General features: G+C 39.9%; 23 protein-coding genes and 1 riboswitch. Of the genes, 14 read left to right on the plus strand and 9 right to left on the minus strand.

Annotation, left to right across the window (positions count from 1 at the left end; all coding sequences use genetic code 11):
- The first annotated feature begins 98 nt into the window (after positions 1–98).
- From FL972_RS01315 to dprA, 13 genes are all read left to right on the plus strand, one after another.
- Positions 99–1,064, plus strand: coding sequence for a VWA domain-containing protein (locus FL972_RS01315; RefSeq protein WP_144602557.1), 966 nt, complete (start codon positions 99–101; stop codon positions 1,062–1,064).
- A complete protein-coding gene (locus FL972_RS01320) occupies positions 1,064–1,708 on the plus strand; it encodes a hypothetical protein (RefSeq protein WP_144602559.1) in 645 nt (214 codons plus the stop codon). The genes FL972_RS01315 and FL972_RS01320 overlap by 1 nt, the downstream gene beginning before the upstream one ends.
- A complete protein-coding gene (locus FL972_RS01325) occupies positions 1,705–2,307 on the plus strand; it encodes a hypothetical protein (protein WP_091650175.1) in 603 nt (200 codons plus the stop codon). The genes FL972_RS01320 and FL972_RS01325 overlap by 4 nt, the downstream gene beginning before the upstream one ends.
- 38 nt (positions 2,308–2,345) lie before the next feature.
- Positions 2,346–3,527, plus strand: coding sequence for an acetyl-CoA C-acyltransferase (locus tag FL972_RS01330; protein WP_144602562.1), 1,182 nt, complete (start codon positions 2,346–2,348; stop codon positions 3,525–3,527).
- Positions 3,528–3,579: 52 nt separating this feature from the next.
- A complete protein-coding gene (locus tag FL972_RS01335; protein ID WP_144602565.1) occupies positions 3,580–4,668 on the plus strand; it encodes a toxin-antitoxin system YwqK family antitoxin in 1,089 nt (362 codons plus the stop codon).
- 58 nt (positions 4,669–4,726) lie between these two features.
- Complete coding sequence (locus FL972_RS01340) at positions 4,727–5,668, plus strand: phosphoribosylaminoimidazolesuccinocarboxamide synthase (protein ID WP_144602567.1); 942 nt, start codon at positions 4,727–4,729, stop codon at positions 5,666–5,668.
- A 105-nt stretch (positions 5,669–5,773) separates the two neighbouring features.
- Positions 5,774–6,157, plus strand: coding sequence for an STAS domain-containing protein (locus FL972_RS01345; RefSeq protein WP_144602570.1), 384 nt, complete (start codon positions 5,774–5,776; stop codon positions 6,155–6,157).
- The gene (locus FL972_RS01350) at positions 6,154–7,074 is read left to right on the plus strand and encodes a ribonuclease Z (RefSeq protein ID WP_144602572.1); all 921 of its coding nucleotides are present in this window, start codon (positions 6,154–6,156) and stop codon (positions 7,072–7,074) included. The genes FL972_RS01345 and FL972_RS01350 overlap by 4 nt, the downstream gene beginning before the upstream one ends.
- Positions 7,071–7,862, plus strand: coding sequence for a queuosine precursor transporter (locus FL972_RS01355; protein ID WP_144602574.1), 792 nt, complete (start codon positions 7,071–7,073; stop codon positions 7,860–7,862). The genes FL972_RS01350 and FL972_RS01355 overlap by 4 nt, the downstream gene beginning before the upstream one ends.
- Positions 7,863–8,091: 229 nt before the next feature.
- Positions 8,092–9,855, plus strand: a complete 1,764-nt coding sequence (locus FL972_RS01360) for a DEAD/DEAH box helicase (protein ID WP_091650154.1) — start codon at positions 8,092–8,094, stop codon at positions 9,853–9,855.
- Positions 9,856–9,927: 72 nt separating this feature from the next.
- A complete protein-coding gene (locus tag FL972_RS01365; protein WP_144602576.1) occupies positions 9,928–10,632 on the plus strand; it encodes a 16S rRNA (uracil(1498)-N(3))-methyltransferase in 705 nt (234 codons plus the stop codon).
- Positions 10,633–10,719: 87 nt separating this feature from the next.
- Positions 10,720–11,073 carry a MerR family transcriptional regulator gene (locus FL972_RS01370; protein ID WP_144602578.1) on the plus strand — a complete coding sequence of 118 codons (354 nt, stop codon included), beginning with the start codon at positions 10,720–10,722 and terminating at the stop codon, positions 11,071–11,073.
- Positions 11,045–12,172 (plus strand): DNA-processing protein DprA, encoded by a 1,128-nt coding sequence (gene dprA, locus FL972_RS01375; RefSeq protein ID WP_144602580.1) that lies wholly within the window; start codon positions 11,045–11,047, stop codon positions 12,170–12,172. Before FL972_RS01370 ends, dprA begins: the two co-directional genes overlap by 29 nt.
- A 2-nt stretch (positions 12,173–12,174) precedes the next feature.
- Here dprA and FL972_RS01380 read toward each other — a convergent pair whose 3' ends face one another.
- The 7 genes from FL972_RS01380 to FL972_RS01410 form a co-directional block, all read right to left on the minus strand.
- On the minus strand, positions 12,175–12,726 hold the full coding sequence (locus FL972_RS01380; protein ID WP_144602582.1) for a PepSY domain-containing protein: 552 nt from the start codon (positions 12,724–12,726) through the stop codon (positions 12,175–12,177).
- A 3-nt stretch (positions 12,727–12,729) separates the two neighbouring features.
- On the minus strand, positions 12,730–13,581 hold the full coding sequence (locus FL972_RS01385; RefSeq protein WP_144602584.1) for a hydroxymethylglutaryl-CoA lyase: 852 nt from the start codon (positions 13,579–13,581) through the stop codon (positions 12,730–12,732).
- Positions 13,582–13,666: 85 nt separating this feature from the next.
- Positions 13,667–14,620 (minus strand): methylenetetrahydrofolate reductase [NAD(P)H], encoded by a 954-nt coding sequence (gene metF, locus FL972_RS01390; RefSeq protein ID WP_144602586.1) that lies wholly within the window; start codon positions 14,618–14,620, stop codon positions 13,667–13,669.
- On the minus strand, positions 14,617–17,334 hold the full coding sequence (gene metH / locus FL972_RS01395; protein WP_250161255.1) for a methionine synthase: 2,718 nt from the start codon (positions 17,332–17,334) through the stop codon (positions 14,617–14,619). The genes metF and metH overlap by 4 nt, the downstream gene beginning before the upstream one ends.
- Entirely contained in the window at positions 17,324–18,376 is a 1,053-nt protein-coding gene (locus FL972_RS01400) for a homocysteine S-methyltransferase family protein (RefSeq protein WP_144602751.1), read from the minus strand. Before FL972_RS01400 ends, metH begins: the two co-directional genes overlap by 11 nt.
- 62 nt (positions 18,377–18,438) lie before the next feature.
- Positions 18,439–18,538, minus strand: a riboswitch (SAM riboswitch).
- Between the two features lie 111 nt (positions 18,539–18,649).
- Complete coding sequence (locus FL972_RS01405; RefSeq protein WP_186299967.1) at positions 18,650–19,966, minus strand: hypothetical protein; 1,317 nt, start codon at positions 19,964–19,966, stop codon at positions 18,650–18,652.
- A gap of 69 nt (positions 19,967–20,035) precedes the next feature.
- Positions 20,036–24,328, minus strand: a complete 4,293-nt coding sequence (locus FL972_RS01410) for a PAS domain S-box protein (protein ID WP_144602588.1) — start codon at positions 24,326–24,328, stop codon at positions 20,036–20,038.
- A 201-nt stretch (positions 24,329–24,529) separates the two neighbouring features.
- Here FL972_RS01410 and FL972_RS01415 point away from each other — a divergent pair, with 201 nt between their 5' ends.
- Positions 24,530–24,850, plus strand: coding sequence for a YbjQ family protein (locus tag FL972_RS01415; protein ID WP_144602590.1), 321 nt, complete (start codon positions 24,530–24,532; stop codon positions 24,848–24,850).
- 2 nt (positions 24,851–24,852) lie between these two features.
- Here FL972_RS01415 and FL972_RS01420 read toward each other — a convergent pair whose 3' ends face one another.
- A complete protein-coding gene (locus FL972_RS01420; protein WP_144602592.1) occupies positions 24,853–25,110 on the minus strand; it encodes a (2Fe-2S) ferredoxin domain-containing protein in 258 nt (85 codons plus the stop codon).
- Positions 25,110–26,363, minus strand: a complete 1,254-nt coding sequence (locus FL972_RS01425; protein WP_091650111.1) for a DUF819 family protein — start codon at positions 26,361–26,363, stop codon at positions 25,110–25,112. The genes FL972_RS01420 and FL972_RS01425 overlap by 1 nt, the downstream gene beginning before the upstream one ends.
- Between the last annotated feature and the right edge of the window lies 1 nt (position 26,364).

Consider the following 26,364-nt stretch of genomic DNA (forward strand, 5'->3'; position numbering starts at 1 on the left):
GATTTAATAATTGTTAATATTTACAAACATTGAATTTATAACCGACCACTTGCATGAAAGTTCCTTTCAAAGTAAGCTTTATTTTATAATTTCATGCCATGATTTGGGCATATCCTGACATCAAGCTTATTGCAATCCTAGCAGGAATTTTTATTCTGCTCTATCTGGTATATTTATCCAGATATTGGGCCATCAATAGAAGGCTACAAGTTGAAAAGCGAAGGCTTTTCACCAAACTGGTTATCCGAACCCTTTACTTCATATTATTTCTAATCGCTTTGGCAGGACCATCCATTGGAACATCCACCAAAGAAGTCAAAGAAGAAGGAAAGGATATTTTCATTGCAATTGATTTATCCCAATCTATGAATGCAACGGATATTGGCCCAAGTCGTTTGCAGAGAATCAAGTTTGAGTTGAAAAATTTGATTAAAAGTTTTCCATCTGACAGAATTGGTTTGATAATTTTCTCCTCTGAGGCTTTTATGCAGTGTCCTTTGACATTTGATCAAAGTGTGCTCCAGCTTTATTTAGATGGATTGAATACCGGTTTGGTTCCGAATTCAGGCACGGACCTGACAGGCCCTTTAAAAATGGCTTTGGAGAGATTCAACAATGATGAAAGCATGGAAGTAAAATCCAAGTCCATAGTCTTGATCTCCGACGGAGAGAATTTCGGGGATGATTTGGACGACGTGGGCGATAGACTAAGCGATGCTGGGATCAAGGTTTACTCCTTAGGTATTGGAACAGAAAAAGGAAGCTCTATTCCACGAGGAAATGGAGTAATCATCAATCCTGAGACTGGGAAACCTGCTGAAACTAAATTAGATAGAGGATCTTTAAAATACATTGCCTCAGAAACAGGAGGTCAATATTTTGAAATCTCAGATGAAGCCCAGGAGCTGGGTGATCTCACTGCAGCACTGGAGAGATTAGAAGGAGGAACTGTAGGTACCAGAAAAATAGAAACCTCCTCCAATAAGTATTTCTATTTTCTTTTGGCAGGATTGGTTCTGTCTCTCATTGACATGATTTTACCTATCAAAACAATTAGATTATAATGAGCTGGGGCAAAGTCATCATAGCAATTTTCCTAATAATCCCTGCATCATGGACCCGGGACTCCAGGTTGAATGCAGCGATAGATGTTGCTGCTGAAAGCTATGCCAAAGCAGACTATGAGCAGTCTATTAAAGATCACTTGTTTGTAATAGAACAATTTCAGCTCCAGTCCTACGCATTGGATTTCAACTTGGGACTCAGCTATCATTATGCAGAAAATCCCGATGAAGCCAGTACTTATTTTGACAAAGCATCCACTAGTCCAGATAAGTTACTCTCATCTTTTTCTTACAATCAGGGTGGAGTGATTCTGGGAAATAAGAAGGAATATGAAGCAGCTCTTAATAAATTTAAATCTGCTTTAATTCAAGACCCATTCAATGAGGTGGCAAGGCATAATTACGAATTACTTGCTCGCTGGATGCAAAGAGACGAGGAAAGGAAAAATGAGGAGCAGAATAAGCCTGAGCCATCTGAATTTGCCAAGCGCAAAAAAGCGGAGGCTGATCGCCTGGTTGAACAATTTAGGTTCCAGAATGCGTTACAGGTAATGACTGATGCTCTGCAACAGGATGAGACGGTTGCAGCTTATCAGGACTTTATCAACAGTCTCCAAGAAATAACAGAAATAGAGAAAAAATGAAATACCTATTAAGCATCATTTTCTTGCTTTCCGCTTTGAGCCTTCAAGCTCAAACGGCAGGGGATTTCTTTAACCGAGCTGCGAGGTCCTATGTCAAAACTGAAAAAGAGGATGCTCTTAAAACAGTAAATCAGGGATTAAGTAAATATCCTGAGGACCAAAAATTAAAAGCTTTGAAAGAAAAGCTGGAGCAGGATCAAGAAAAGGAACAAAACCAAAATCAGCAGCAGCAGAACCAACAAAATCAGGAACAGCAGCAGCAAAATCAGCAAAGTCAAGGGGAAGAAGGCCAACAGCAGGAGTCCAAAGATCAAGGGGAGAAGACAGATCAGGATAAAGCTAAGGAATCTCAGTCCGGAAATCCTACAGACAAGAGCAATGACCCTGCAAGCCAAAATGCCAATGATCAAATGGATGCCAATTTAGCTGACAGACAGAAAGCCATGGAGGAATTCAAGGAAAAGCTTAAGGCTATGAACTTGACCCCAGAGCAAGCTGCTCAGATTTTAGAGAGCATGAATGCAGCTGAATTACGGTATATCCAACAGAATAAAAAGAAACCAACTCAAAGACCTAAAAGGGGAATTCCTGATTGGTAAAATTTTCTAATTGAGCTTTTAATTAAACCCAAATAAACATGTCTAAAGAAGTATATATTGTTTCAGCAGTTCGTACACCACTCGGAAGTTTTGGAGGAAAGCTTTCAGGACTTACTGCCATTGAGTTAGGGAGCACTGCGATCAAAGGTGCCTTGGAAAAATCCGGTGTCAAAGCGGATGACGTACAGGAGGTTTTCATGGGAAATGTAATATCGGCCAATCTAGGTCAAGCCCCTGCAAGACAAGCCGCAATTGGAGCAGGAATTGGGTACCAAGTACCTTGTACCACTATTAATAAGGTATGTGCTTCTGGTATGAAAGCAGTAATGTTTGCCGCTCAGTCCATCATGCTTGGAATCAATGATGTGGTCGTTGCTGGTGGCATGGAAAGTATGTCCAATGTCCCATTCTATGTTCCTAAAGCCAGATTTGGATACAAGTATGGAAATGCAGAGTTCGTGGACGGTTTGGTAAAAGACGGTTTATTCGAAGTTTACTATAAATTCCCAATGGGGAATTGCGCAGATAATACTGCCAAAGAGATGAAAATCAGCAGAGAAGAGCAAGACGCTTATGCCATACAGTCTTACCAAAGATCTGCTGATGCTTGGGCAAAAGGATACTTCAAGGACGAGGTAATTCCTGTGGAACTTAAAGGAAGAAAAGGGGAAACAATTCTTATTGACGAAGATGAGGAATATAAAAATGTCATGTTTGATAAAATCCCTTCCCTTCGTCCTGTATTTGATAAAGAAGGAACAGTAACAGCAGCCAATGCTTCCACCATGAATGATGGAGCATCTGCATTAGTATTAATCAGCAAAGAAAAAGCGGAAGAATTGGGATTAAAGCCGCTGGCGAAAATCAGAGGTTTTGCAGATGCAGCTACTGACCCACTATGGTTTACTACTGCTCCAGCACTTGCGATTCCTAAAGCTATCAAGCATGCAGGTTTGACTGCAGATGATGTGGATTTTTATGAAATCAATGAAGCCTTCTCAGCGGTGGCATTAGCCAATCAAAAACAGCTGAATTTGAATCCAGACAAATTGAATGTATTTGGAGGTGCAGTTTCCCTTGGTCACCCACTTGGGGCTTCAGGAGCTAGAATCATCGCTACCTTAAATTCAGTCTTGCATCAAAAATCCGGTCAGATCGGCGTTGCCGGTATCTGTAACGGAGGCGGCGGTGCTTCTGCTTTAGTATTAGAAAAAGTCTGAAAAAGCAATTAATTTGATCCTTGGTGAGTTAACCTCACCAAGGATTATTTTTATGAAAAAAGCCCTTTCAACTCTTCTCCTTCTTTCCTTTTGCATGATGGCAAAAGCTCAGGATACGATTCGTACCTATTATGACGAAGATCATGAGCTCCTAAAGGAAATATACGTCCGTATAAACGGTAAAGCTCAAGGGCAAATCAAAAGGTATAGTGAGGATGGACAATTGATCCAAATCGGTTTTTTAAAAGACGATCAAAGACATGGATTATTTGTTGATTTAGATCCGGCTACCGGAGATACAATTCGCATTGTCCCCTTTTTGGAAAATCAAAGAAATGGCTTGAGCAAAAGCTTTTATCCATCAGGGCAAGTTCAGCAGGAACTTAATTTCAACAATAACCTAATTCAGGGAAAGGTTACCACTTATTATCCCGACGGAAGTCTTCAGGACCTGACTGAGTTCAAAAATGACAGGCCAAATGGGTTGAGTGAATCTTTTTATGAAAATGGGGAAATCCAAAGCAGGCGCAATTTCTCCATGGGACAATTTGATGGCTTGGTAGAGGAGTTTGATGAAAGTGGTCAAAAATTAAGAGTTGCAACCTACTCTAAAGGAGTTTTGGATGGAAAAGAAGAGCAGTATTATGAAAATGGAAAAATTCAGTCTTCTATCGATTACAAAAAAGGCCTCTTGGATGGGGCATATATTTTAAATTTTGAAGATGGAAGCCCTCAAAGGCGGGGAACTTACAAAAATGGGATAGCTGAAGGTGATTTGCTGGAATATTTTCCTGATGGAAGTATAAGATCCCAGATAAGCTATAAAAAAGGAATCCCTACCACTCCCCTTTTGGTTTATCATGCAAATAGAAAAATTGCTATCGAAAGAAAGTTTGTTCCTAATTCAGATTTGGTACTAAGTGAGAGCTTTTATTTCCCAAATGGGCAGCTTCAGATGAAAAACACCTATCTCAATGGTTTATTGGAGGGAGAAGTTAAAATATTTAGGGAGGATGGGAGTTTAAAAGAAATCAAGAATTTCAAAAAAGATAAACTGGATGGTAAAAGGGAGTTCTATGATGAAAATGGAGAACTTATAAGAGTAGAAATTTACAAAGCAGGTAAAATCGAAGAGAAATAATCCCCAAAGCCAAAGTATAAAGGCAAAGCTTTTCCTATTTTTGCCAAAAATCAAAAGCATGAGTCAAGCCATCAAAGAAACCAATTTTCAATTCCCTGGCCAACAGGGCTTTTATAAAGGAAAGGTAAGAGATGTCTATATCTTCGAAAAAGAATTGGTGGTAGTAGCCTCTGACAGGATTTCTGCTTTTGATGTGGTTTTACCCAAACCCATCCCATTCAAGGGACAAGTTCTAAATCAAATTGCAGCGAAATTTCTTGCTGCCACAGCTGATATAGTTCCAAACTGGGTAGCAGCTACCCCTGACCCAAATGTGACCATAGGAAAAAGATGTGAGCCATTTAAAGTTGAAATGGTAATCAGAGGCTATTTGTCCGGTCATGCTGCACGTGAATACAAGGCAGGAAAAAGAATGATTTGTGGAGTACCTATGCCTGAGGGCATGAAAGAAAATGATCGCTTTCCTACGCCTATTATCACTCCTACCACCAAAGCTTCAGAAGGTCATGATGAAGATATTTCCAAAGAGGATATTTTGGTAAAAGGAATCGTAAGTGCGGAAGACTATGGTGTTTTGGAAAAATATACGCGTGCGCTTTTTCAAAGAGGGCAAGAAATGGCCGCAGAAAAAGGATTGATTCTGGTAGATACAAAATATGAATTCGGGAAATACGGAGATCAAATATATCTGATTGATGAGATCCACACACCAGACTCCTCCAGATACTTCTATGCAGATGGTTATGAGGAAAATCAAGAAAAAAACTTGCCACAAAAACAGCTTTCCAAAGAATTTGTTAGACAATGGTTGATTGCTAATGGTTTCCAAGGGAAAGACGGACAGCAAGTACCTGAAATGTCCGATGAGATTGTAGAAAGTATCTCAGATCGTTATATTGAGCTTTTCGAGAAAATCACCGGTGAAAAGTTTCAGAAAGCAGAGACAAACCAACTTGAAAATAGGATTGAAAAAGCGATAAACGCTTATCTTTCCAAATAAATTTAAATTTATGAGGTCAGTCAATAACAAGAAAATCTAGAAGTGAATTGACAAGATCTCAACCGATTAAATTCGGGATTACCACTTAAATACAATCGTCTAAATATGAAATACAGCATTGATAAAAAAGAACAATATGTGGTTTTCACTCCAATGGAGGAAAAACTGGATTCTATTCTTGCACCAGCCTTAAAATCTGAGCTATTGACAGTTCATGCTGAAGGCTATGAAAACCTGGTTTTGGACATGAGCCAGGTAAAATATGTAGACTCTAGCGGACTGAGTGCTCTATTGGTTGGAGATCGTGAATTCAATAAAAATGGTGGAATTTTTATCATCTCCGGAGTTCAGGATCACGTGATGAAGCTATTGAAAATCTCCATGCTTGATAAGAAATTGAATCTAGTCAACTCATTGGAGGAAGCCAGTGAGGCTATTTTCATTCACGAAATCGAAAGCGGACAGGAAGAAGAAGAGGAAGAAGATTGATCAAAGATTTTGAGGTAACGATTCTTGGAAACACCTCCTCTATTCCTGTTCACGGTAGGAATCATACATCACAGGTGGTCCAAATTGGTCGGGAGTTAATTTTACTCGACTGCGGAGAAGGCACGCAGTTACAACTGAGAAGGTATAAGGTCAAAACCTCAAAAATCTCACATATATTTATTTCTCATTTGCATGGGGATCATTACCTTGGATTGATTGGATTACTGTCCAGTTACAATCTATCCAAGCGTGTTGACCCCATTTTCCTTTTTGGCCCTAAAGGTCTGGACGAAATTATCACCACACATTTCAGGTATAGTAATACTCAGCTTTCATATCCTCTTCATTTTAAAGAGACAAATCCAGAGAAAGGATTCAGTTTATTGACAGATCAAGCTAACTATCAGGTTTATAGCTTTCCACTAAAACATAGACTTCCGACCACAGGCTTTTTGATTCGGGAAAAAGCTGGATTTAGAAACCTGATCAAAGAAAAGCTACAAAAGGAACAACTTCCCCTGGAAGCTATTCATTCTTTGAGAAAAGGTTTGGACTACATTGGAAGTGATGGATCCTTTTACTCCGTGAGGGAATACTGTTATCCACTAGCTCCTTTGCGTTCTTATGCCTTTTGCTCCGATACAATTTACAATCCTGATATCAATGAGTTTATCAAAGGAGTGAATCTATTATATCATGAATCAACTTTCATGGAGTCAGACGCAGCCAGGGCTGAAAAAACTTTCCACAGTACAGCAAAGCAAGCTGCAGAGATAGCAAAAGCTGCTCAAGTGAAACAGCTCTTATTAGGACACTTTTCTTCCAGATATGTAGACTTGGAACCCATGTTGGAAGAAGCCAAAACAGTATTTGAAAACTCCGTGTTAAGCTTGGAAGGTCAAACCTATACTTTATGAACAAAGCCAATAATTCCCGGAAGACTAACTTGTTTATGATTCTTGGCGGGATATTTCTCACTAATGCTATTCTTGCAGAGATTATTGGAGTAAAAATCTTTTCCGCTGAAAAGACCTTGGGTTTATCTCCCGTTAATCTCAATATTTTCGGGGAATATTTATTGGATTTCAATTTGACAGCGGGGGCGGTAATCTGGCCAGTGGTGTTTATTACCACGGATATTATCAATGAGTATTTTGGCAAAAAGGGAGTAAAAAAGATCAGCTTTCTGACTGCGGGGTTAATTGCTTATTCATTTTTAGTAATTGGCTTGGTGACCATGCTGACTCCGGCAGATTTCTGGCTGGAAGTAAATGCCACAGACCCAGAAGGAAATGCTTTCAATATCAGTTATGCCTTCAACACCATTTTCAGACAAGGTCTTGGAATTATTATTGGATCATTGACTGCCTTTTTATTGGGACAGCTGATTGATGTTTTTGTCTTTCAGAAGTTAAGGGCGATCACAGGAGCCAAAATGATATGGTTGAGAGCAACTGGCTCTACCTTAGTGTCACAATTCATTGACTCTTTTGTGGTTTTGGGCATTGCTTTCTATGTATTTGGAAATTGGGACTTGTCCCAAGTGGCTGCTGTAGGCATTATCAATTACATCTATAAATTCACTGTAGCTGTGATTTTGACACCTCTACTCTACCTGGCCCACGGATTGATTGACAATTATTTGGGAGAAGAACTTTCACAGGAAATGATGAAAGAGGCATCTTCAGACAGGTCTTTTTTATAGTCTGGATAGCACTTTGAAGCCAACCTTGCCAAATATTTTACTCCAAAATCATGTTAATTTTTAAGAATATTCTAAAAAGACTGAGAGTACGTTAGGTTTACAAAATAATTACTATTACTTTTGCACCGTCAATAAGACATAGAACATTTTTCTGAGCCGTGAAATCCTTACTGTCGCTTGTCGTGGGATAATCACAAGGAGTACATGGCAAGAAAAGTAAGGAAACATCATGGAAAACAACACAAAATTCTCAGACCTGGGGATTTCAGCAGAAATCTTACGGGCAGTGGAAGAAATGGGCTATACCCAACCTTCCGAAATTCAAACTCAAGCCATTCCTTTCGTATTAGAAGGTCGTGACGTAATTGGTCAGGCTCAAACTGGTACTGGAAAAACCGCAGCTTTTGCAATTCCTATCATCGATTTGGTTGATCCGGAATACAACAGACCGCAGGCTATTATCCTTTGCCCTACCCGTGAACTTGCTGTTCAGGTTGAAGGCGAAATTCAAAAACTTGCCAAATTTCACAAAAGAATAAACTCTGTAGCCATCTACGGTGGTGAATCTATCGACAAGCAGATTCGCGTACTGAAAAAAGGAGTTCAGATTGTAGTAGGTACTCCAGGTAGAGTTCAAGATCACATCAACAGAGGTACATTAAAGCTGGAAGATGCTGGAATCATCGTTTTGGATGAGGCAGATGAAATGCTAGACATGGGCTTCAGGGATGATATCGAGGCGATCTTGCAGGAGATGCCAGAACAAAGACAGACTGTCTTCTTCTCCGCTACCATGGCTAAGCCTATTATGGACTTAACCAGAAAATATCAAACAGATCCTCAAATAATCAAGGTTGCCAAAAAAGAACTAACTGTCGATAGAATCGAGCAGGTTTTTTATGAGGTGAAGCCTTCTTTGAAAATGGAATTGATGACTCGTCTAATGACAGTCAACAACTATGCGCTTTCTGTGGTATTCTGTAATACAAAAAGAATGACCGATGAGGTGACTGAGTCTTTGGGTTCAAGAGGAATTTTAGCTGAAGCACTTCATGGAGATCTATCTCAAGCTCAGCGTGACAAAGTAATGGGCAAGTTCAGAAAAGGACTTTGTACTGTATTGGTTGCGACTGACGTAGCAGCAAGAGGTATTGATGTAGACAATGTTGAGGCAGTGTTCAACTTCGATCTTCCATTGGATGAGGAATACTACGTACACAGAATCGGTAGAACCGGTAGAGCTGGTAAATCAGGAACTGCTATCAATTTTGTAACCGGCAGAAGAGATTTCATGAAAATTCGTGACTTGGAGAAATTCACCAAGGCAACGATCGCAAAAATGGACCCTCCTTCAGTTTCTGACTTGATTGAGTTGAAAAAAGCTCAATTGGTGAAGGATGTTTACAGACATTTAAGCAAAGAAGAGGATAATCAAATTTTCGAAGCGACTATTGGCCAAATGTTGGCCGAAGGTTTAAGCATGGACCAAATTGCTTTAGGATTACTAAAGATGACCATGGGAGATGCTGTGAAAGAAATGAGAGACCAAGACTTCGCGCTTCCTTCATTCAATGAAAGAAGAAGAGAAGGTGGACGTGACGGAGGTCGTGAAAGAGGAGAAAGAGGCGGAAGATTTGAAAGAGGTGGAAGTGACCGATTCGGACGTGGAGAAAGAGGTGAAGGCAGAAGAGAAAGACGTGAAGGTGGAAGAGACAGCAGAGATGGTGGAAGAAGACCTGAGAGAGTTCGTGATGCCAACATGGCCCGTCTATTCTTAAACCTAGGTAAAAAAGACAGAATCCGTCCTAATGATATCGTGGGGGCAATAGCTGGTGAAGCCGGCATCCCAGGCAGAAGCATTGGAGGAATTGACATATTTGACAACTTCTCTTTTGTGGACGTTCCACAGAAAGATGCTGATCATGTAATCCGCACTATGAAACATAACACTATCAAAGGGAAGTCCGTTAATATGGAAATCTCTAAAGGTTGAGTTTTTAGGTTATAAGGTTAATTGGTTAAAAGCACAATTTCTTCGGGAATTGTGCTTTTTTTGTAAGCAGATATGCAACTCTTTTTTCAACAAAATATAGCCCCTCCTACTATTTATCTGGAGTCTGAAGAATCAAAGCACCTCACCAAGGTTCTGAGAAAAAGAGTCGGTGATCAGGTTTTTGTTACCGACGGTGAAGGGAATTTATTTGAATGTACCATCACGGAGGCCAACCCTAAAAAAACCATTCTGCAGGTACTCAATCAGGAAACAATAGCAGAGGATGAGTATCATATCCATTTGGTCATCGCACCTACGAAAAGTCCAGACCGAATGGAATGGATGGTGGAAAAAATCACGGAGCTGGGTTTTCATGAATTGACTCTAATCAAGACGATGAATTCTGAAAGAAGCTTTCTGAAAACTGAAAGGCTGGAGAAAAAAATCATCGCTGCTTGCAAGCAAAGCCTCAAATATAGGATCCCGAAACTCAACCCTTCCTGCTCTTTGGAGGATTTCTTTGCTGATCGAACCCACAAAGACCATGAGAATTTCATTGCATACGTAGACGAGGATCATGACAGGCATCTTTTTGATGCAACCAGTAAAGGAAAGAGTTATTGCATCCTAATCGGACCGGAAGGTGATTTTGATCCCAAAGAAATAAAAAAGGCATTTGAATGTGGCTTCCAACCTGTATCGCTAGGAAAAAGCAGATTGAGAACAGAAACAGCCGGACTTGCAGCTGTGCAAATGCTTCAACTACTCAATCGATAATTTTTTCGTTTGAAAATCAAATACCTCAAGTTTTACTTGAAGAGAAATCTATATTTTCACTAATTTAGAGTTTAAACCATTTTTGCTGTGCCGTACAAAGAGCGAGAAATAGAAAAGAAATATCATTCCATTGGTGAAGTTGCTCAGATGTTCAAAGTAGCTCCTTCTTTGATCCGTTATTGGGAAGGAGAATTTGATATTATCCGCCCTAAAAAGGATAAAAAAGGAAACCGTCGCTACACCAAGGATGACATTCAGAAAATTCGCTACATTTTTCATTTAGTAAAAGAAAAAGGCTACACGCTAGATGGTGCTCGTGAGGTTATAGCACAAGGAAAAGACAAAGGCTTCGATAAGGTAGAGGCCGTTCAGAAACTTCAGGAAATCAAAGACTTTTTAATCAATCTGAAAAATGAACTTCAAGGAAAAAAAGACACCTGAGGAGTATAGGTATTTTTTAGCCTTATCATTGGCTCCAAAAATAGGACCGGGAGTATTTAAAGCAATTTTGGCTTATGCAGGATCTGCTCAGAATTTTTTCCAAATCCCTAAAGGAAAAGCAGCTAAAATCCCAAAAGTAGGTCCAAAACTACTTGAATTACGCGAGCAAAAGGACACTTTACTCAGAGCAGCTGATCAACTCATTCAGAATTCTGAGAAGAAAAATATCCGGATTCTTACCCATTTGGATCCTGAGTTTCCGCAAAGATTAAAAGCCCAGGAAGATGGACCCGTAGTGCTATTCATTAAGGGAAATAGTACCCTGAATTTTGAGAGAACAGTAGGAATAGTAGGTACCAGAAATGCTACCGATTATGGAAAAAGTGTTACTCGAAAAATAATTGAAGATTTAGCTGTATATCAACCTGTTATAATATCTGGTTTAGCCTATGGTATTGATATTGAAGCTCATAGACTGAGCCTCAAAACAGACCTTCCCACCATTGGAGTATTAGGTTCTCCAATCGACCAGATTTATCCCGCTGTTCATAAAAGTACTGCCGAGCAAATGCTGGAAAAGGGTGCTTTGATCAGCGAGTACCCCTCAGGATCCAAAATGGCGCCGGGAAATTTCCCAGCGAGAAACCGGATTATTGCAGGACTCTCCGATGCCCTTATTGTAGTTGAAGCGGCCGAAAAAGGCGGAGCCTTGATCACAGCAGAAATAGCTTACAGCTATGATAAAGAAGTTTTTGCGGTACCGGGCAATTTGCAATCATCCTTCAGTGAAGGATGCAATCATTTGATCAAAAAGATGAAAGCATCCATTTATACAGGTCCGAATGATATTGCTGAAGCCTTATTTTGGACCAAACCAGGAGAGCAAAAAGTCCGCAAGCCAAGCTTAGATTTGAGTTCTAGAAATGGTGAAGAGAAACTGATTTTAGAATTATTGCTGGACAAAAAGGAACTGGAAATAGACATGATATCCTATCAAACCGGAATACCTTTGGGATTATTATCATCCAAATTGCTGGAATTGGAATTTGAAGGAATCATTAAATCCTTACCTGGGAAAAAATATAGAATCCAATACTAATCTTAGCTTTTCAACCTTCTGATCAATTTCGGATAATACCAAAGATAAAACCCGCTGATTGCCAGCAAAATCAATCCTAAAGAAACCAATGTTGAATAGGTCAACTTCGCACCTTCATCTCCTGAAGTATAAAAGTCTATAATACTTCCGTCGTGCACTTTCTCTATCCAATCCGAATGTCTGATGTCTACTGATAATATTTCTCCCGAAAATCCATCGACCTGCACTTCTTTAAAGTGATTTTTGAAAGTCACTTTAGCTATGCCCTTATCTGGCCGAATATCTATTCTGTCTACTTCCTTGGACTCTCCTAGCCTTTCCATTTCTAGCTCGGCAATGGTAATCATCATTGCTGGAGAAATCCACTCTCCCTGTTCTAAAAATTCACTTTTCTGTGTTGGAGGCAAAAGGTCTGCCTTCTTTTTCCAGGCCAAGAGAATAGAGGTAATTCCAATAATGAAAAAGAAAATAATCAATGGAACACCCATCCATTTATGAAGCACCCTCAGCCATCTCAGGGCTTTGACTTTACTTTGAATTAATGGAGTACTCATTACTTAGGACTGGAAAACATAATTAGCCAACTTCATGGATTCTCCCAACTCGGCTTTATTGAGGTTCAAGGAGTGCCCCTCTCCTTCCAGAGTTTCTATCATAACTTCAGTAGCCATATTTCCAACCAAGTCATCATTTGCCATAGGACAGCCGCCAAATCCCTTTAACGCCCCATCGAATCGCTTGCATCCTCCTGCCAATCCAGCAATTACCTTTTCAGCTATACTTTCTCTTCTACTGTGCAAATGAGCACCGAATTCTATATGGGGGAAGGCTTGAATTTGTACTTCAAATAGATTTTTAATCAATTCATTATCAGCTACTCCTACCGTATCACTTAAAGATATTATTTTGACTTCGAGGTCATCTAGTTTTTGAACAAACTCCGCCACTAATTCCGGGGAATAAGGATCACCGTAGGGATTCCCAAAACCCATACTCAAGTAGACTACCAATTCTTTTCCCTTGGTTTGACAAAGATTTTGAACGGTTTCCACTGTTTCTAAAGCCTTAGAAATAGAAGCATTGGTATTTCGCTGCTGAAAGGTTTCAGAAAGAGAAAGAGGAAATCCCAAGTAATCAATTTCAGGAAAATGAAAGGCATCTTCTGCCCCTCTGACATTGGCTATGATGGCTAAAAGTTTGGATTGGGATTTATGCAGATCCAACAAACTCAATACTTCCACAGTATCCCTCATTTGGGGTATTGCTTTGGGACTTACAAAACTTCCAAAATCCACTGTATCAAAGCCTACTTCCAATAACTGGTTGATATAAGCCGCCTTGATTGCTGTATCCACAAAATCGGGCAGTCCCTGCATGGCATCCCGAGGACATTCGATTAATTTAATCATGCCCGAAGATAGGGAGAAATGAGAAAAAGAGGGAAAAATTGGGAAGAATGGTCAATTCTAACAGTCCTCTTGGACACTAAGGAAATTAAAACACCTCCTTCGCAATCTTATAAGTCGCATCTGCCTTACTCATAGTATAAAAGTGAAGACTCGGTACATCTGCAGCTACCAGTTCCTTGCACTGCTGAATGGCCCACTCTATACCCACTTCTTTCACTTCTCCATTGGTCTTGCACTTTTCCAGTTCGTCCATCAAAGCATCTGGTAAGTCCAAGAAGAAAGTTCGAGGAAGCATGGTAATCTGGCCTATGGTCGTAATGGGCTTGATTCCCGGAATGATGGGAACCGTAATCCCCGCTGCTCTCACATCTTCCACAAATTTGAAATACTTCTCATTGTCAAAAAACATCTGAGTCACGATGTATTCGGCACCTTTCTCCACTTTTTCTTTCAGGTACTTCAAATCAAATTTCATCGAAGGTGCCTCAAAATGCTTTTCAGGATAGCCTGCTACTCCCACACAAAAATCCGTATGAAAACTGGTTTCAGTTTCTTCATGCAGGTATTTCCCTTGATTCATGCGAATAATCTGTTCTACCAACTCGCTGGCAAAATGATGACCTCCATTTTCAGGAACAAATCTTCCTTCTGTTTTTGGAGCATCTCCTCTTAAGGCCAATACATTTTCCACCCCTATGAAATTGAGATCTATCAGAGCATTTTCGGTTTCCTCTTTGTTAAAACCTCCACAGAGCAAATGAGGGACAGCGTCCACCTGAAATCTATTCATGATGGCAGCACAGATACCTACCGTTCCCGGCCGCTTTTTGGTACTAATCTTTTCCAACAAACCGTGCGGATGCTTTTTATAAATAAACTCCTCACGGTGATAGGTCACATCTACAAAAGGAGGTTTGAAATCCATCAAAGGAGCGATTCCTTCCAAAAGTTCTTTCAAACTTTGTCCCTTCAACGGCGGTAAAATTTCAAAAGAAAACAGCGTAGATTTCGCGTTTTTCAGGTGTTCGGTTATCTTCATACAGTCTGATTCACAAGTAATTTTGCAGGCGTATAGGCCAAATTGGGTGATAATAATCTTTCGGCATCCTCTAGGCTGATGCCTTTTCTCTTCGCATAACTCTCCACTTGATCTTGGGCAATTTTCCCTAAGCCGAAATACTTCGCATCTGGATGTGCAAAATAAAAACCTGAAACAGAACTAGTCGGATACATGGCATAACTCGAAGTCAAAGTAATTCCAATGGCTTTTTCCATTTCCAATAGGTTGGCAATGGTTTCCTTCTCAGAATGCTCAGGACAGGCCGGATAGCCTGGTGCAGGTCGGATTCCTGTATATTCTTCTCGGATCAAGGAATCGTTTTCCAAATTCTCCTCTGGCGAATAACCCCAATAGTTTATTCGGACTTGCTCGTGCAAATATTCGGCTGCTGCTTCTGCCAACCTATCCGCTAAAGCCTTGAACAAAATATCATTGTAATCATCCCCGGCTTTTTGAAATTCTGCCAATTTAGACTCCATTCCCAATCCGGAAGTCACTGCAAAGCAACCTATGTAATCCACTTTATCAGGATGCAGGTAATCAGCCAAAGAACGGTTTGGAACTCCTTTTCCCTTTTTACCTTGCTGTCGAAGAAAATGAAATTGACCCAGGGTCAAATCTTTCTTTTCAGGACTGTATACCACTGCATCATCTCCTTTTCTCTGAACAGGAAACAGTCCAAAAACACCTTTTGCAGTCAACCATTTTCCATCAATTAACTGATCCAACATTCTTTGGGCATCATTGAAAAGCTTTTTTGCTTCGCTACCCACAACTGGATCTTCAAGAATTTTAGGATACTTCCCGCTTAACATCCATGTACTGAAGAATGGGGTCCAGTCAATGTATTTTCGGATTTCATTTAAATCCAAATTATCTAAAATCTGGGTTCCCAAAACTTTGGGTTTAATAGGCTCAAAAGCAGTCCAATCAATGTCCACAGGATTTTCCATAGCCTCTGCATAGGAAATCAATTGTTTGGCGGATTGTTTGGCTTCATGCTCTTCTCTCAATCGCTTGTAAGTTTCCTTGATATCTAGATGATATTGATCTCTAGTTTCTTCTGAGATGGATTCACCAGCAATTGGCACAGACTTACTCGCATCAGTTACATGGATCACAGTGCCGGAATAAACAGGATCAATTTTAACAGCAGTATGAATCCTGGAAGTAGTGGCCCCACCTATCAGCAAAGGAATTTTCAATCCCTGACGCTCCATTTCTGAAGCTACATTGACCATTTCATCCAAAGAAGGAGTAATCAAACCACTTAGACCGATGATATCAACCTTATTTTTAACAGCTTCATCGATTATCTTTTGGGCATCTACCATCACTCCCAAATCAATGATCTGATAGCTATTGCAGGCCAATACGACTCCCACAATATTTTTCCCGATATCATGCACGTCCCCTTTCACAGTAGCCAGCAAAATTTTCTTCAGGGAACTGTCCTCTTTTCCCTCTTCAGGTAGTGGCATAAATGGCTCGAGATAGGCTACAGCCTTTTTCATCACTCTGGCAGACTTCACTACCTGAGGCAAAAACATCTTCCCTTCTCCAAAAAGATCTCCTACCACATTCATTCCGTCCATTAGTGGACCTTCAATGACTTTCAATGGGTTTTGAAGTAACTGTCGGGCTTCCTCTGTATCTTCAACAATAAAATCCAGAATACCTTTTACCAAGGCATGCTCAATTCGCTTGGCCACCGGATCAGAACGCCAAGCTTCATTCACCACCTCTTTTTTACCGGAGGATTTGACAGTGTCTGCAAACTCCAATAGCCGTTCAGTAGCATCTTCTTTTCTATCAAAAAAGACATCCTCCACCCGCTCCAATAAGTCTTTAGGAATATCATCATAGACTTCCAGCATGCTAGGGTTGACGATACCCATATCCATTCCATGATGAATCGCATGATAAAGAAAAGCTGCATGCATAGCTTCTCTCACTCGGTCATTTCCCCTAAATGAAAAAGAAACATTGCTAACCCCACCACTTACTTTTGCTCCGGGCAGGTTTTCTTTGATCCATTTGGTAGCAAGGAAAAAGTCAAGGGCATTCTTTCTATGCTCTTCCATCCCTGTTGCAACCGGGAATATATTGGGATCAAAAATGATGTCTTGGGGATTGAAGCGTACCCGATCCACCAAAATCCTATAACTCCGCTCACAAATCTGAATTCTTCGCTCGTAGGTATCCGCCTGCCCTTTTTCATCAAAGGCCATTACTACTACCGCGGCTCCAAATTTCTTGATGGTTTTAGCCTGATGGATAAATTCTTCTTCCCCATTTTTAAGAGAGATGGAATTAACGATTCCTTTCCCCTGAACGCACTTCAAACCAGCCAGAATGATACTCCACTTGGAACTGTCAATCATGATAGGAATTCGGCTGATTTCGGGTTCGGAAGCGATTAAGTTCAAAAACTTAACCATGGCCGCTTCTCCGTCCAGCATTCCTTCATCCATACAAACGTCCAGAATCTGAGCTCCTCCACGTACCTGATCTAATGCTACCTCCAAAGCCTCATCATAATTCCCATTCAAAATCAAACGGGCAAATTTCTTGGAGCCTGTCACATTGGTTCTTTCTCCAATATTGACAAAGTTCAGGTTGGGTGTAAATACTAAAGGCTCAAGGCCTGATAATTTCAAATAGTCCTTCATTGCCTGCTCCTCAATCTTCATTTTCAGCTAATTCTTCTTTTCCGATTTTTCTTGGCTCAAAACCATCCGCTAGTTTTGCCAATTCTCGGATATGGTCGGGGGTGGTTCCGCAGCAACCTCCCAAAATATTCAACATGCCTTCTTGCAAAAACTCTTTGACTTGTGCGGCCATCTCCTGTGCATTTTGATCATAAGCACCAAATTCATTCGGCAAGCCCGCATTGGGATAGGCGGATACAAAAAATGGAGCTTTGTTTGCCAAAACTTTCAAATAAGGTCTTAATTCTTTGGCTCCTAAAGCGCAGTTTAATCCTACTGAAAGTAGAGGAACATGCGATACGGAAATCAGAAAAGCCTCTGTAGTCTGCCCTGAAAGTGTTCTTCCTGAGGCATCGGTGATAGTTCCAGAGATCATGATAGGAATACCTCCCTCAAGTGGATCCAATGGTATATTTCTTTCTTCGAATACATCTTGAATTGCAAACAGCGCTGCCTTAGCATTCAAAGTATCAAATATTGTTTCCACCAATAAAATATCTGAACCTCCGTCCAATAATCCTCTCACTTGCTCGGCATAAGCTTCCGCCAGTTGATCAAAATTAATTGCCCTATATCCCGGATCATTCACGTCCGGAGAAATGGAAGCAGTTCTATTAGTGGGGCCCATGGCTCCTGCTACAAATCTTGGTTTCTGAGGATTTTGAGAAGTAAATTCTTCAGCAACTTCTCTGGCTAATTTTGCAGATTGAAAATTGATCTCATATGCTAAATGCGATAACTCATAATCAGCCTGAGCTATACTGGTACCTGAGAAGGTATTGGTCTCAATGATATCCGCTCCAACCCCAAGATATTCAGCATGAATTGCCTTGATAATATCCGGTCTACTAAGAGAAAGTAAATCATTATTTCCCTTTAGAGATTTTGGGTGGTTTTTGAGACTTTCGGTGCGGAAGTCCTCTTCTGTTAATTGGTATCTTTGAATCATGGTACCCATCGCTCCATCAAGGATTAAAATCCTATCTTGAATTGCCTGAAGCAGGGTTTCCGTTCTATTTTGCATCATTCTATTAAGTTTAAAAAGCTAATCGAGCAAAACCACGGAGCAAAGTAAAAATACTTTTCCGCTCATCTTTTTCCGGCATTTCCGGAACGGGAGTTAGCACCTTGATTACAGGTTGCTAAGACGTCGTAGGGCCCTTCCCTCGGTCTTTCTCGATAAGCAACTCAAATGTACTAGCTATTTGGCAATAAAACAGCGCTATCGTTGGATTTTTAAAACTTTTCGCCCTCTTTTTTTAAGATTCGGTAAGTAAAAATGCGATTACTCTAAAATTCAAGGTCTTACCCCTATTCCAAAAGTCAAATAAGGGGCTGACATATAAGAAGCCATATCCAACTCCCCTAGTCGATAATTTGCCAAAGCAAGTTCATATCCAGCAGATGCGGTAAATACAAGGTCTACCAACTTCCTTTTGGTCATTGGAATTCCATACTCTAAAAACACTTCGGGTTTACCCATCAAACCAGAATTTCTCAAATACCCGTCAAACTTTCTCTGCTCAAATAATTCTGGAAAGTCCGGCTTATTTCTCTGCGTCAAGGTATATCGTATATTTCCAAAGCCCAATCCGGCCAAAGCTCCAAATCCAAAATTTTTGTATTGAATAAATTTGTATCCCAAATTCCCATACACTCTCAAACTGTTGAGAGAATGGGATTGGGTCTCGCTTGCACTACCATGCATGGCTAAGTTGTAAACATCTGCTCCATAAAGCATGCGTTCGGATTCACCTTTAATCCTAATCCCCAAATTGGAAGGCCTGCCTTCTAAGGGATCATAGCCCGCCTCTTCCAAAACCTCATTAAAAGTGTCTGGGCTTGTGAAATGAACCCCAGAAATCATGTGAAGCCCAATGGAGGCATCTTTATAAAAGAAGTTTCTATCTGGAATGGAAATACCTGCTCCTAGTCTAAGAAATGCACCACTTTGAGCATTATCGAAAGACATCCCATTCAGCTCCCATTTTCCTTCAAATGGGCTAAATGCGTATCCTGCTTTTGCAATGATGGAAAGTGCTTCTCTTCTGCCAGGAAGATCAAAGTCGTAGGTCATATGGAAGCCTATTTCTGTTAAAAAGTTCCCATAGTATTTTGATCCTTTTTGGATATCATTTTCACGAATAATAAATCCCTGCTTTGGGTCAGCCAGAAACTCTTCCAAACTGGAAGGCCTTTCGGATGGAAGCATTTGAAAATTCAAAAAGCCCATTCCCAAAGACATGTAGTGAATTAGCTGAAATTTGGATTCCTCGGTGAAAGCATATCCCACATTGAGTAAAACTTTGGAAGTCCTGTACCCCAATTTAAAGCCATCCAAATCACTGTTTGCCCCACGATTGTGATACAGCTCAAGACCAATCACGAAATCATTTATTCTGCTTTGATAGCCTAATCCTAAGGTTCTATATCTATTTCTCAAGCCTGTTAAACCTCTATCTTCCAGCATTTGGTCAAATTGATTCAATTTGGCACCACTGGTACCTACCACGGTATACAGTGTGGTTCGCTTGGATAGAAGTTGCTGAGAAAAAGCATAGCCAGAACCAAAGAAGAAAACTATTGCAATGCTTATTCTAAAAAAAAGGGACATGAGTAAGGAAAATTTCGGCTGTAAATAAATAACCCACAGCCTTTAGGCAAAATTAATGCTAAAGATGTCTTAGACCCTTTCTTTGGGACGAAGAAATTTCAACAATTTCTCGTAGAGATTTTCCGGAGTAAATGGTTTGGCCACATAGTCGTTTACACCTACTTCCATTAACTGTTCCTTTACTTCATGCAAGGAAGTGGCAGTCAATGCAAGCATAGGAACTTTACTTTTTACCGGATCTTCCATAGACCTGATTTTCTTGGCAACTGTAAAGCCGTCATAAATTGGCATTTGCAAATCCAATAGAATTAAATCAAAATGTTCCTTCTCAAAAAATTCCAGAGCCTCTTGCCCATCAGAAGCCACAACCACATTTCCGGTATTCCATTTTTTCAAAAATTTCTGGATCAAAATCTGGTTGACCATGTTGTCTTCCGCGACGAGAATAGAAGCTCCCATCAGAGATTTGATTTGAGGCTTATCCTCAGCTGAACCAGTGTTCGCCCTCTCTTCAAAAGGCTTCAAATGAATCACAAACTCAAAAACACTTCCTCCACCTGGATTTGGAGAATAGGTAATATCCCCTTGATATAATTCCACCAGGCGTTTTACAATAGCCAATCCCAAGCCTGTACCTCCATACTTTCTAGTAGTCTCTGAAGAAGCCTGTGTAAATGCTTCGAAAATAGTGGAAACCTTTTCTTCTGGAATTCCAATTCCAGTATCCTCAAATCTAAATTTGACTATAGCTTTTCCTTCTTTATCGACTCCCTCGGATTTGAGAATTATTTTTACACCGCCTTTTTCGGTGAATTTAATCGAATTGGAAACCAAATTATTGACGATTTGACCCAATCGGACAGAATCAGCTAAGATACTTTCAGGAAGTGCTTCATCAATTTCAGAAATCACATACAAAGATTTTTCTGTAGCCTGAAAACTATGAGAATGCACTATTCGCTGAATGAAATTCTTTAAATCAAAAGGCATTTCCTCCAACTCTATTTTCCCTGAATCAATCTTATTGTAATCCAAAATATCATTGATCAGGGCCATCAAACTTTCTGCAGAAAACTGTAGTGTTTTAAGGTTTTCCAACTGATCAGGTTTAGGATCATCTTCCAAAAGAAAATGCGCCAACCCGATCACGGCATTCATTGGTGTCCGGATTTCATGACTCATCACGGAGAGAAACTGGGATTTGATCAAGGATGCTTGCTCTGCTTTTTCTTTTGCTTTAAGTAATTCTCTCTGAGCATCTTTGAGCTTGGATATATCCCTTGCAATACCCGTATACATCCTACTTCCATCCCTATCTTTTATTACTTTTCCATTAGAGTTAAATACTCTGTACTCTCCATTTTTGTGACGCAATTTGAACTCCAGAAACTGATTATGGGAGAAAAAGTCCTTGGTTTCTTCTAATAGTGACTGAAAAACATCTAGGTCTTCCGGATCCAGGAATTCAAAAACACTTTTTCCGATAACTTCTTCCATCTCATAGCCCATAAATTGCTTGACATTAGGCGAGATGTAATCCACTATGAATGATTCCGATAAAGAGAAAATAATCTCTGTAGATTCTTCTACTAAGGTCCTATACTTTTCCTCTGACTGTCGGAGATTTTCTTTTGCCTGATGCTCCTCTGTAATATCTCTGACAATACTCAAAGCATATTCTACCTTACCATATTCTAATATTGGCCGGATTACTCTATGATACCTTCTCCCCTTTAAAAAGAATTCAGACTCAACAATCTCCTGATCATCATAAACCCTATCCAAGAAACTGGATACCTCCTGAGAATCAGTTAGAGCTATATCAGTCAGGTAATTGCCTTCAAAATCAGATGGACTCAGCCCCCAGTTTTCAAAGTTGGTCCCTTCTGCCAAAATGTATTTTCGGCTTTTATCCAAGAGGAAAATATTCGTTCCTGGAATATTGGAAGCCAAGACTCGATATTGTTTTTCTTTTTCCTCTTTGAATTCTTCAAAATTCTTTCTCTCGGTAATATCCTGAAACAGACCCTGATGTAGAATGATATCGCCTACTTCGTTTCTAACGTCTGTGGTTTTATCCTCAACCCAGATAAATGTCCCATCAGTTTTTTTGATCCTATATTCCCCAGAAAAGGAAACTACTCCTGACTTACCCCTTGATTTGCTATTGATCTTTTTGATGATTTTGGCATCATCAGTATGTACAATATCTAAGAATGGAACCCTATTTTCCATCAATTCCTTTGACTGATAGCCAAACTGGTTGATATTTTCCGAGATATAATAGATTCTGTAGTCATCATTAGGATCCACCTGAAATAATACAGCTGGACTATTCTCTACAATCATGTTGGCTCTCATAGCCAAGCGTTCATTTTCGTATTTCTCAGAAAGGTCCCGGAGGATCAAAGAGTAGCCTATTTTCTCCTTTCCATCTGCATGGATTGCCTGCATAGAAATTTCAAAAGGAGCCTTGGTCTGAACTCCTGTTTCTAGAAATAACTCTTGTTTCTTTACATCCCCTACTTCAAGTTTGTTACCGATTTTTTCAAATCTTTCACCATTAGGAAAATTAAATTTGATGACAGAATCTATGTGTTCATTATAGGCATTCTCCTTCTCCATCCCACATAATTCCACGGCAGCTTTATTCAGGTAAATTATCTGATATTCGAGATTTGTCACCAAAATGGGATCATTAACCTGAGCTAGAATCTGAGATTGAAGTCTGAGATACTCCTCACTTGCCCGTTTGTGCGTGATATCAGTACAAAATCCATTTACCTCAATTCCCTGGGTAAAAAAGTCCTGTTTGGTTTCTATTTCATAGGAAATGTAAACCGGTTTACCATCCTCATTGCGAATAGTAAACTCTCCCGAGGCATGACTTTTTTCCTGTATACTTCTTTTCAGATTTTTGACAAAATCCTCTCTGTAGCTCTTATCAATCCGAAGAATCAAAGAAGAAAATTCAGCTGTTACAGGTTGAATCCCCAAGTCAAAAATTCTTGCTAAACCACCTGAGATATAAAATAGATTTCTTGTAGTACTGTATCTCCAGGAACCGGATTTAGATAGCCTTTCTGTTGTAGCAAGAAGATTCTCGTTTCTTTCGATTCGTCGAGTCATCAAACTACCGATATATGCTCCGGCGAGTATATCGCCCAGTTGTCGGAAAATCTGCAACTCCTTCTCAGTAAACTCCAAGTCTTCCTGATCTATTTCAAAATAGATAACACCCAATATCTTGGATGCAGATATCATTGGAATCAAAATAAGCCTGGCAGAAGAATCAAAGCCCTCCGACTCCAAGTCAATCAGTTTTACTATGCCTGCCTCCAACCTTTTTTTACGGGAATCAATGATCGCTTTGAAATCAATTTCTGACTCACTTTTCCAGCTGGATAAACTCCAGGTATTTATAATATCAAGCTCTTGGGTTTCCTGATTGAATATGCTGATTACACCACGATGAGCCCTCAAAAAATGACTGAATTTTCTTAAAAACTCCTGAAAGTCTTCTTCCAGATTACTCAACCTTCTATTAATCAAACGGGAGGAAACCTGATTGATCAGGTTTTCTATTTCATATCTTTTCTGAAGAGACCTATCTGTTTCAATAAAATCAGTGATATCTCTACTCGAAAATAAAACGCCATTGATCTCAGGATGATAAATTAGGTTTTTGGCAAAACTTTCGAGATAGATACGTTTACCCTTGGATCTATTAACCCAGAAATCAACTGCAACCTCCTCTGTAGAGTCTAGAACCTCCTCAAAACTTCCCTTTACCAACTCAATAATTCCTTCCTCAATGAAGTCACGGAAATTTTTCCCAACTATATAATCTACCGGAAAACCAATCTTTTGGACCACCGAATCGGAAATGAATTTATAATTTCCCTGCTCATCCAAAATGGCAATTAAATCATGACTATGGTGAAGAATACTTTGGATATAACTCAGTTCCCCTACTGTCTGCTCTTGCTTATCCAAAATTGAATTCTCAACCGCTTTATTACCTAAAAACTTGATGGGATTAGCCTTAACTATCAAAAATCTACTGCTATAACTGGATGGTAGATTTACAAAAACCCATTCAAACCGCTGAAATTCACCACATTTCTTCTCTAAAGACTTGAAATAAGTGATTTGGGGCAGAATTCCTTCTTTGAAAAATAAAAGTAGTTTTTGTTCTAGCTCCTCGTTTGAAATCCAAGCCTTCCAATCCTCAGGAAGGTTTTTGAAATTTTCAGTTGCGGTATTGTTCCAAAAGATGATTTCTTCGGAATCCATCAGAAACAAGGGTTCGTTGATTTCATTGAAGAAATCCGAAATATCAAACTGATGGAATTGACTCATTTAATTAACTACTTACTTGGGTTTATTTACAACTCGGAAAATATTGAAAAAAGATGATCTAAAAAACAAGTTTAGAGAAACAAATTCATTTTATAACTTATCGCAGTTAAATAAATCACCTAAAATCAATTTAAATGGTTTATTCAAACTTGCGCCTTAAATTATGCGTGCATTAGATATGTTTCACTTAATTTAAATACAATGATTATCTCAACTACCAACCAACTAGAAGGCTACAAAATCGATGAATATTTAGGCATTGTTTCCGGAGAAACCATCATTGGCGCCAATGTTTTCAAAGACTTCTTTGCCAGTATTACCGATATTGTAGGAGGCAGATCTGGCTCATATGAGCGTGTTCTTAGAGAGGCCAAAGCCACGGCTATGGCAGAAATGGAAATACAAGCTAGGACATTTGGAGCAAATGCCATTGTAGGCATTGACTTGGATTACGAAACTATTCGAGATGGGATGCTGATGGTGACTGCCAGCGGAACAGCTGTCAAGACAACCAAACTTTAATCTCAGCCCTGATCTTTCAGGGCTTTTTTCATTTGATCCAATATTTTTTCTGTACTGGTTTTTTTTAAAAAATGATCTTCGACTATCACAACCGGAGCAGACTTACACATGTCCAAACATTTGGTTTGGATCAGTTTGCAGCAACCTTTCCAAGGATTTTGTTTGCTGGCAATTTTCAGATCTTTCTTGATCAGTTTGGAACCTGCTTTTTTACAATCTGAACCTGTACATATAAAGACTAACTGTCTGCTGTGTTTCATTATCCAATAGAAATGGCCTGCATCATTAAACCGCATAAGTAGGCCCCATAAGTTCCCACAGCATAACCTAATACTGCCAAAAGAACTCCAACCGGCGCCAAAGAAGCATCAAATGCCGAAGCCACAATTGGCGCAGATGCAGCTCCTCCCACATTCGCCTGAGAACCAACTGCCACGTAGAAAAATGGTGCTTTAATCAACCAAGCTACCAAAAGCATAATTAGAATATGGAAGAACATCCATAAGATACCTATCAGAAACAAAATTGGATTATCCAATACAGCTCCCAAATCCATCTGCATTCCAATGGTTGCCACCAAGACATATAAGAAGGCGCTACCCAATCTTGATGCACCTGCACCTTCCAAGTTTCTTGCTTTAGTAAAAGAAAGTGCAAGACCTGCAGTAGTGGCAATCACCACGATCCAAAAGAAAGTTGAATCCAAAGAGTATTGCTTCAGTGCAGGATAATCACTGGAAATAATCGGAGCTATCCAGTCTGCTATCAAATGCGAAACCCCGGTAATCCCAAAACCCACGCCCAGTATGGTCATGGTCTGAGCCAAACTTGGAATCGTCATGATCTTGGATCTAAAATCCGCTATTTTGTCTCGCAACTCATAGATTGCCGTAGAATCAGCCTTGAATATTTTGTCAATTTTTTCAGGTTTGGCAGCCCAGTACAGCAAAAAAGCCATCCAAAGATTAGCCACTAAAACATCTACTGCTATCATTTGGGCGAAAAGGCTGGAACTTGCTCCAAATACCTCCAACATGGCAGTTTGATTGGCTCCCCCTCCTATCCATGATCCGGCAATGGTAGCCAAACCTCTCCAAATCGCATCCGGACCAGTGCCGCCTAGGAGTTCAGGCTGAATAAAGCCCACTGTCATTAGCGCCAATGGACCTCCCAGCATGATCCCTAATGTACCTGCCAGAAACATCGTCAATGCCTTAGGCCCTAATTTGAGAATACCCTTGATATCAATGCTGATTGTAAATAAAACCAAAGAAGCAGGCAATAAATACCTAGATGCAACAAAGTACAGGTTGGAATCCTCACCTGAAATAATTCCCAAGGAGTTAAAAACCGCAGGAATAAAATAGCAGAGTAGTACTGCCGGAACAACCTTATAAAATTTTTGAAAAATACGATTTTGGCTTGCTGAGGTGCTGAAAATTACTGCTAGAGTGGCTACTAGTAAGCCAAAAACCACAGCATCATTGGTGATCAAAGGAGCTTGTTCTTCCATA

The sequence above is a fragment of the Algoriphagus algorifonticola genome (assembly GCF_007655305.1).
In the GTDB taxonomy this organism is placed as follows: Bacteria; Bacteroidota; Bacteroidia; order Cytophagales; family Cyclobacteriaceae; genus Algoriphagus; species Algoriphagus algorifonticola.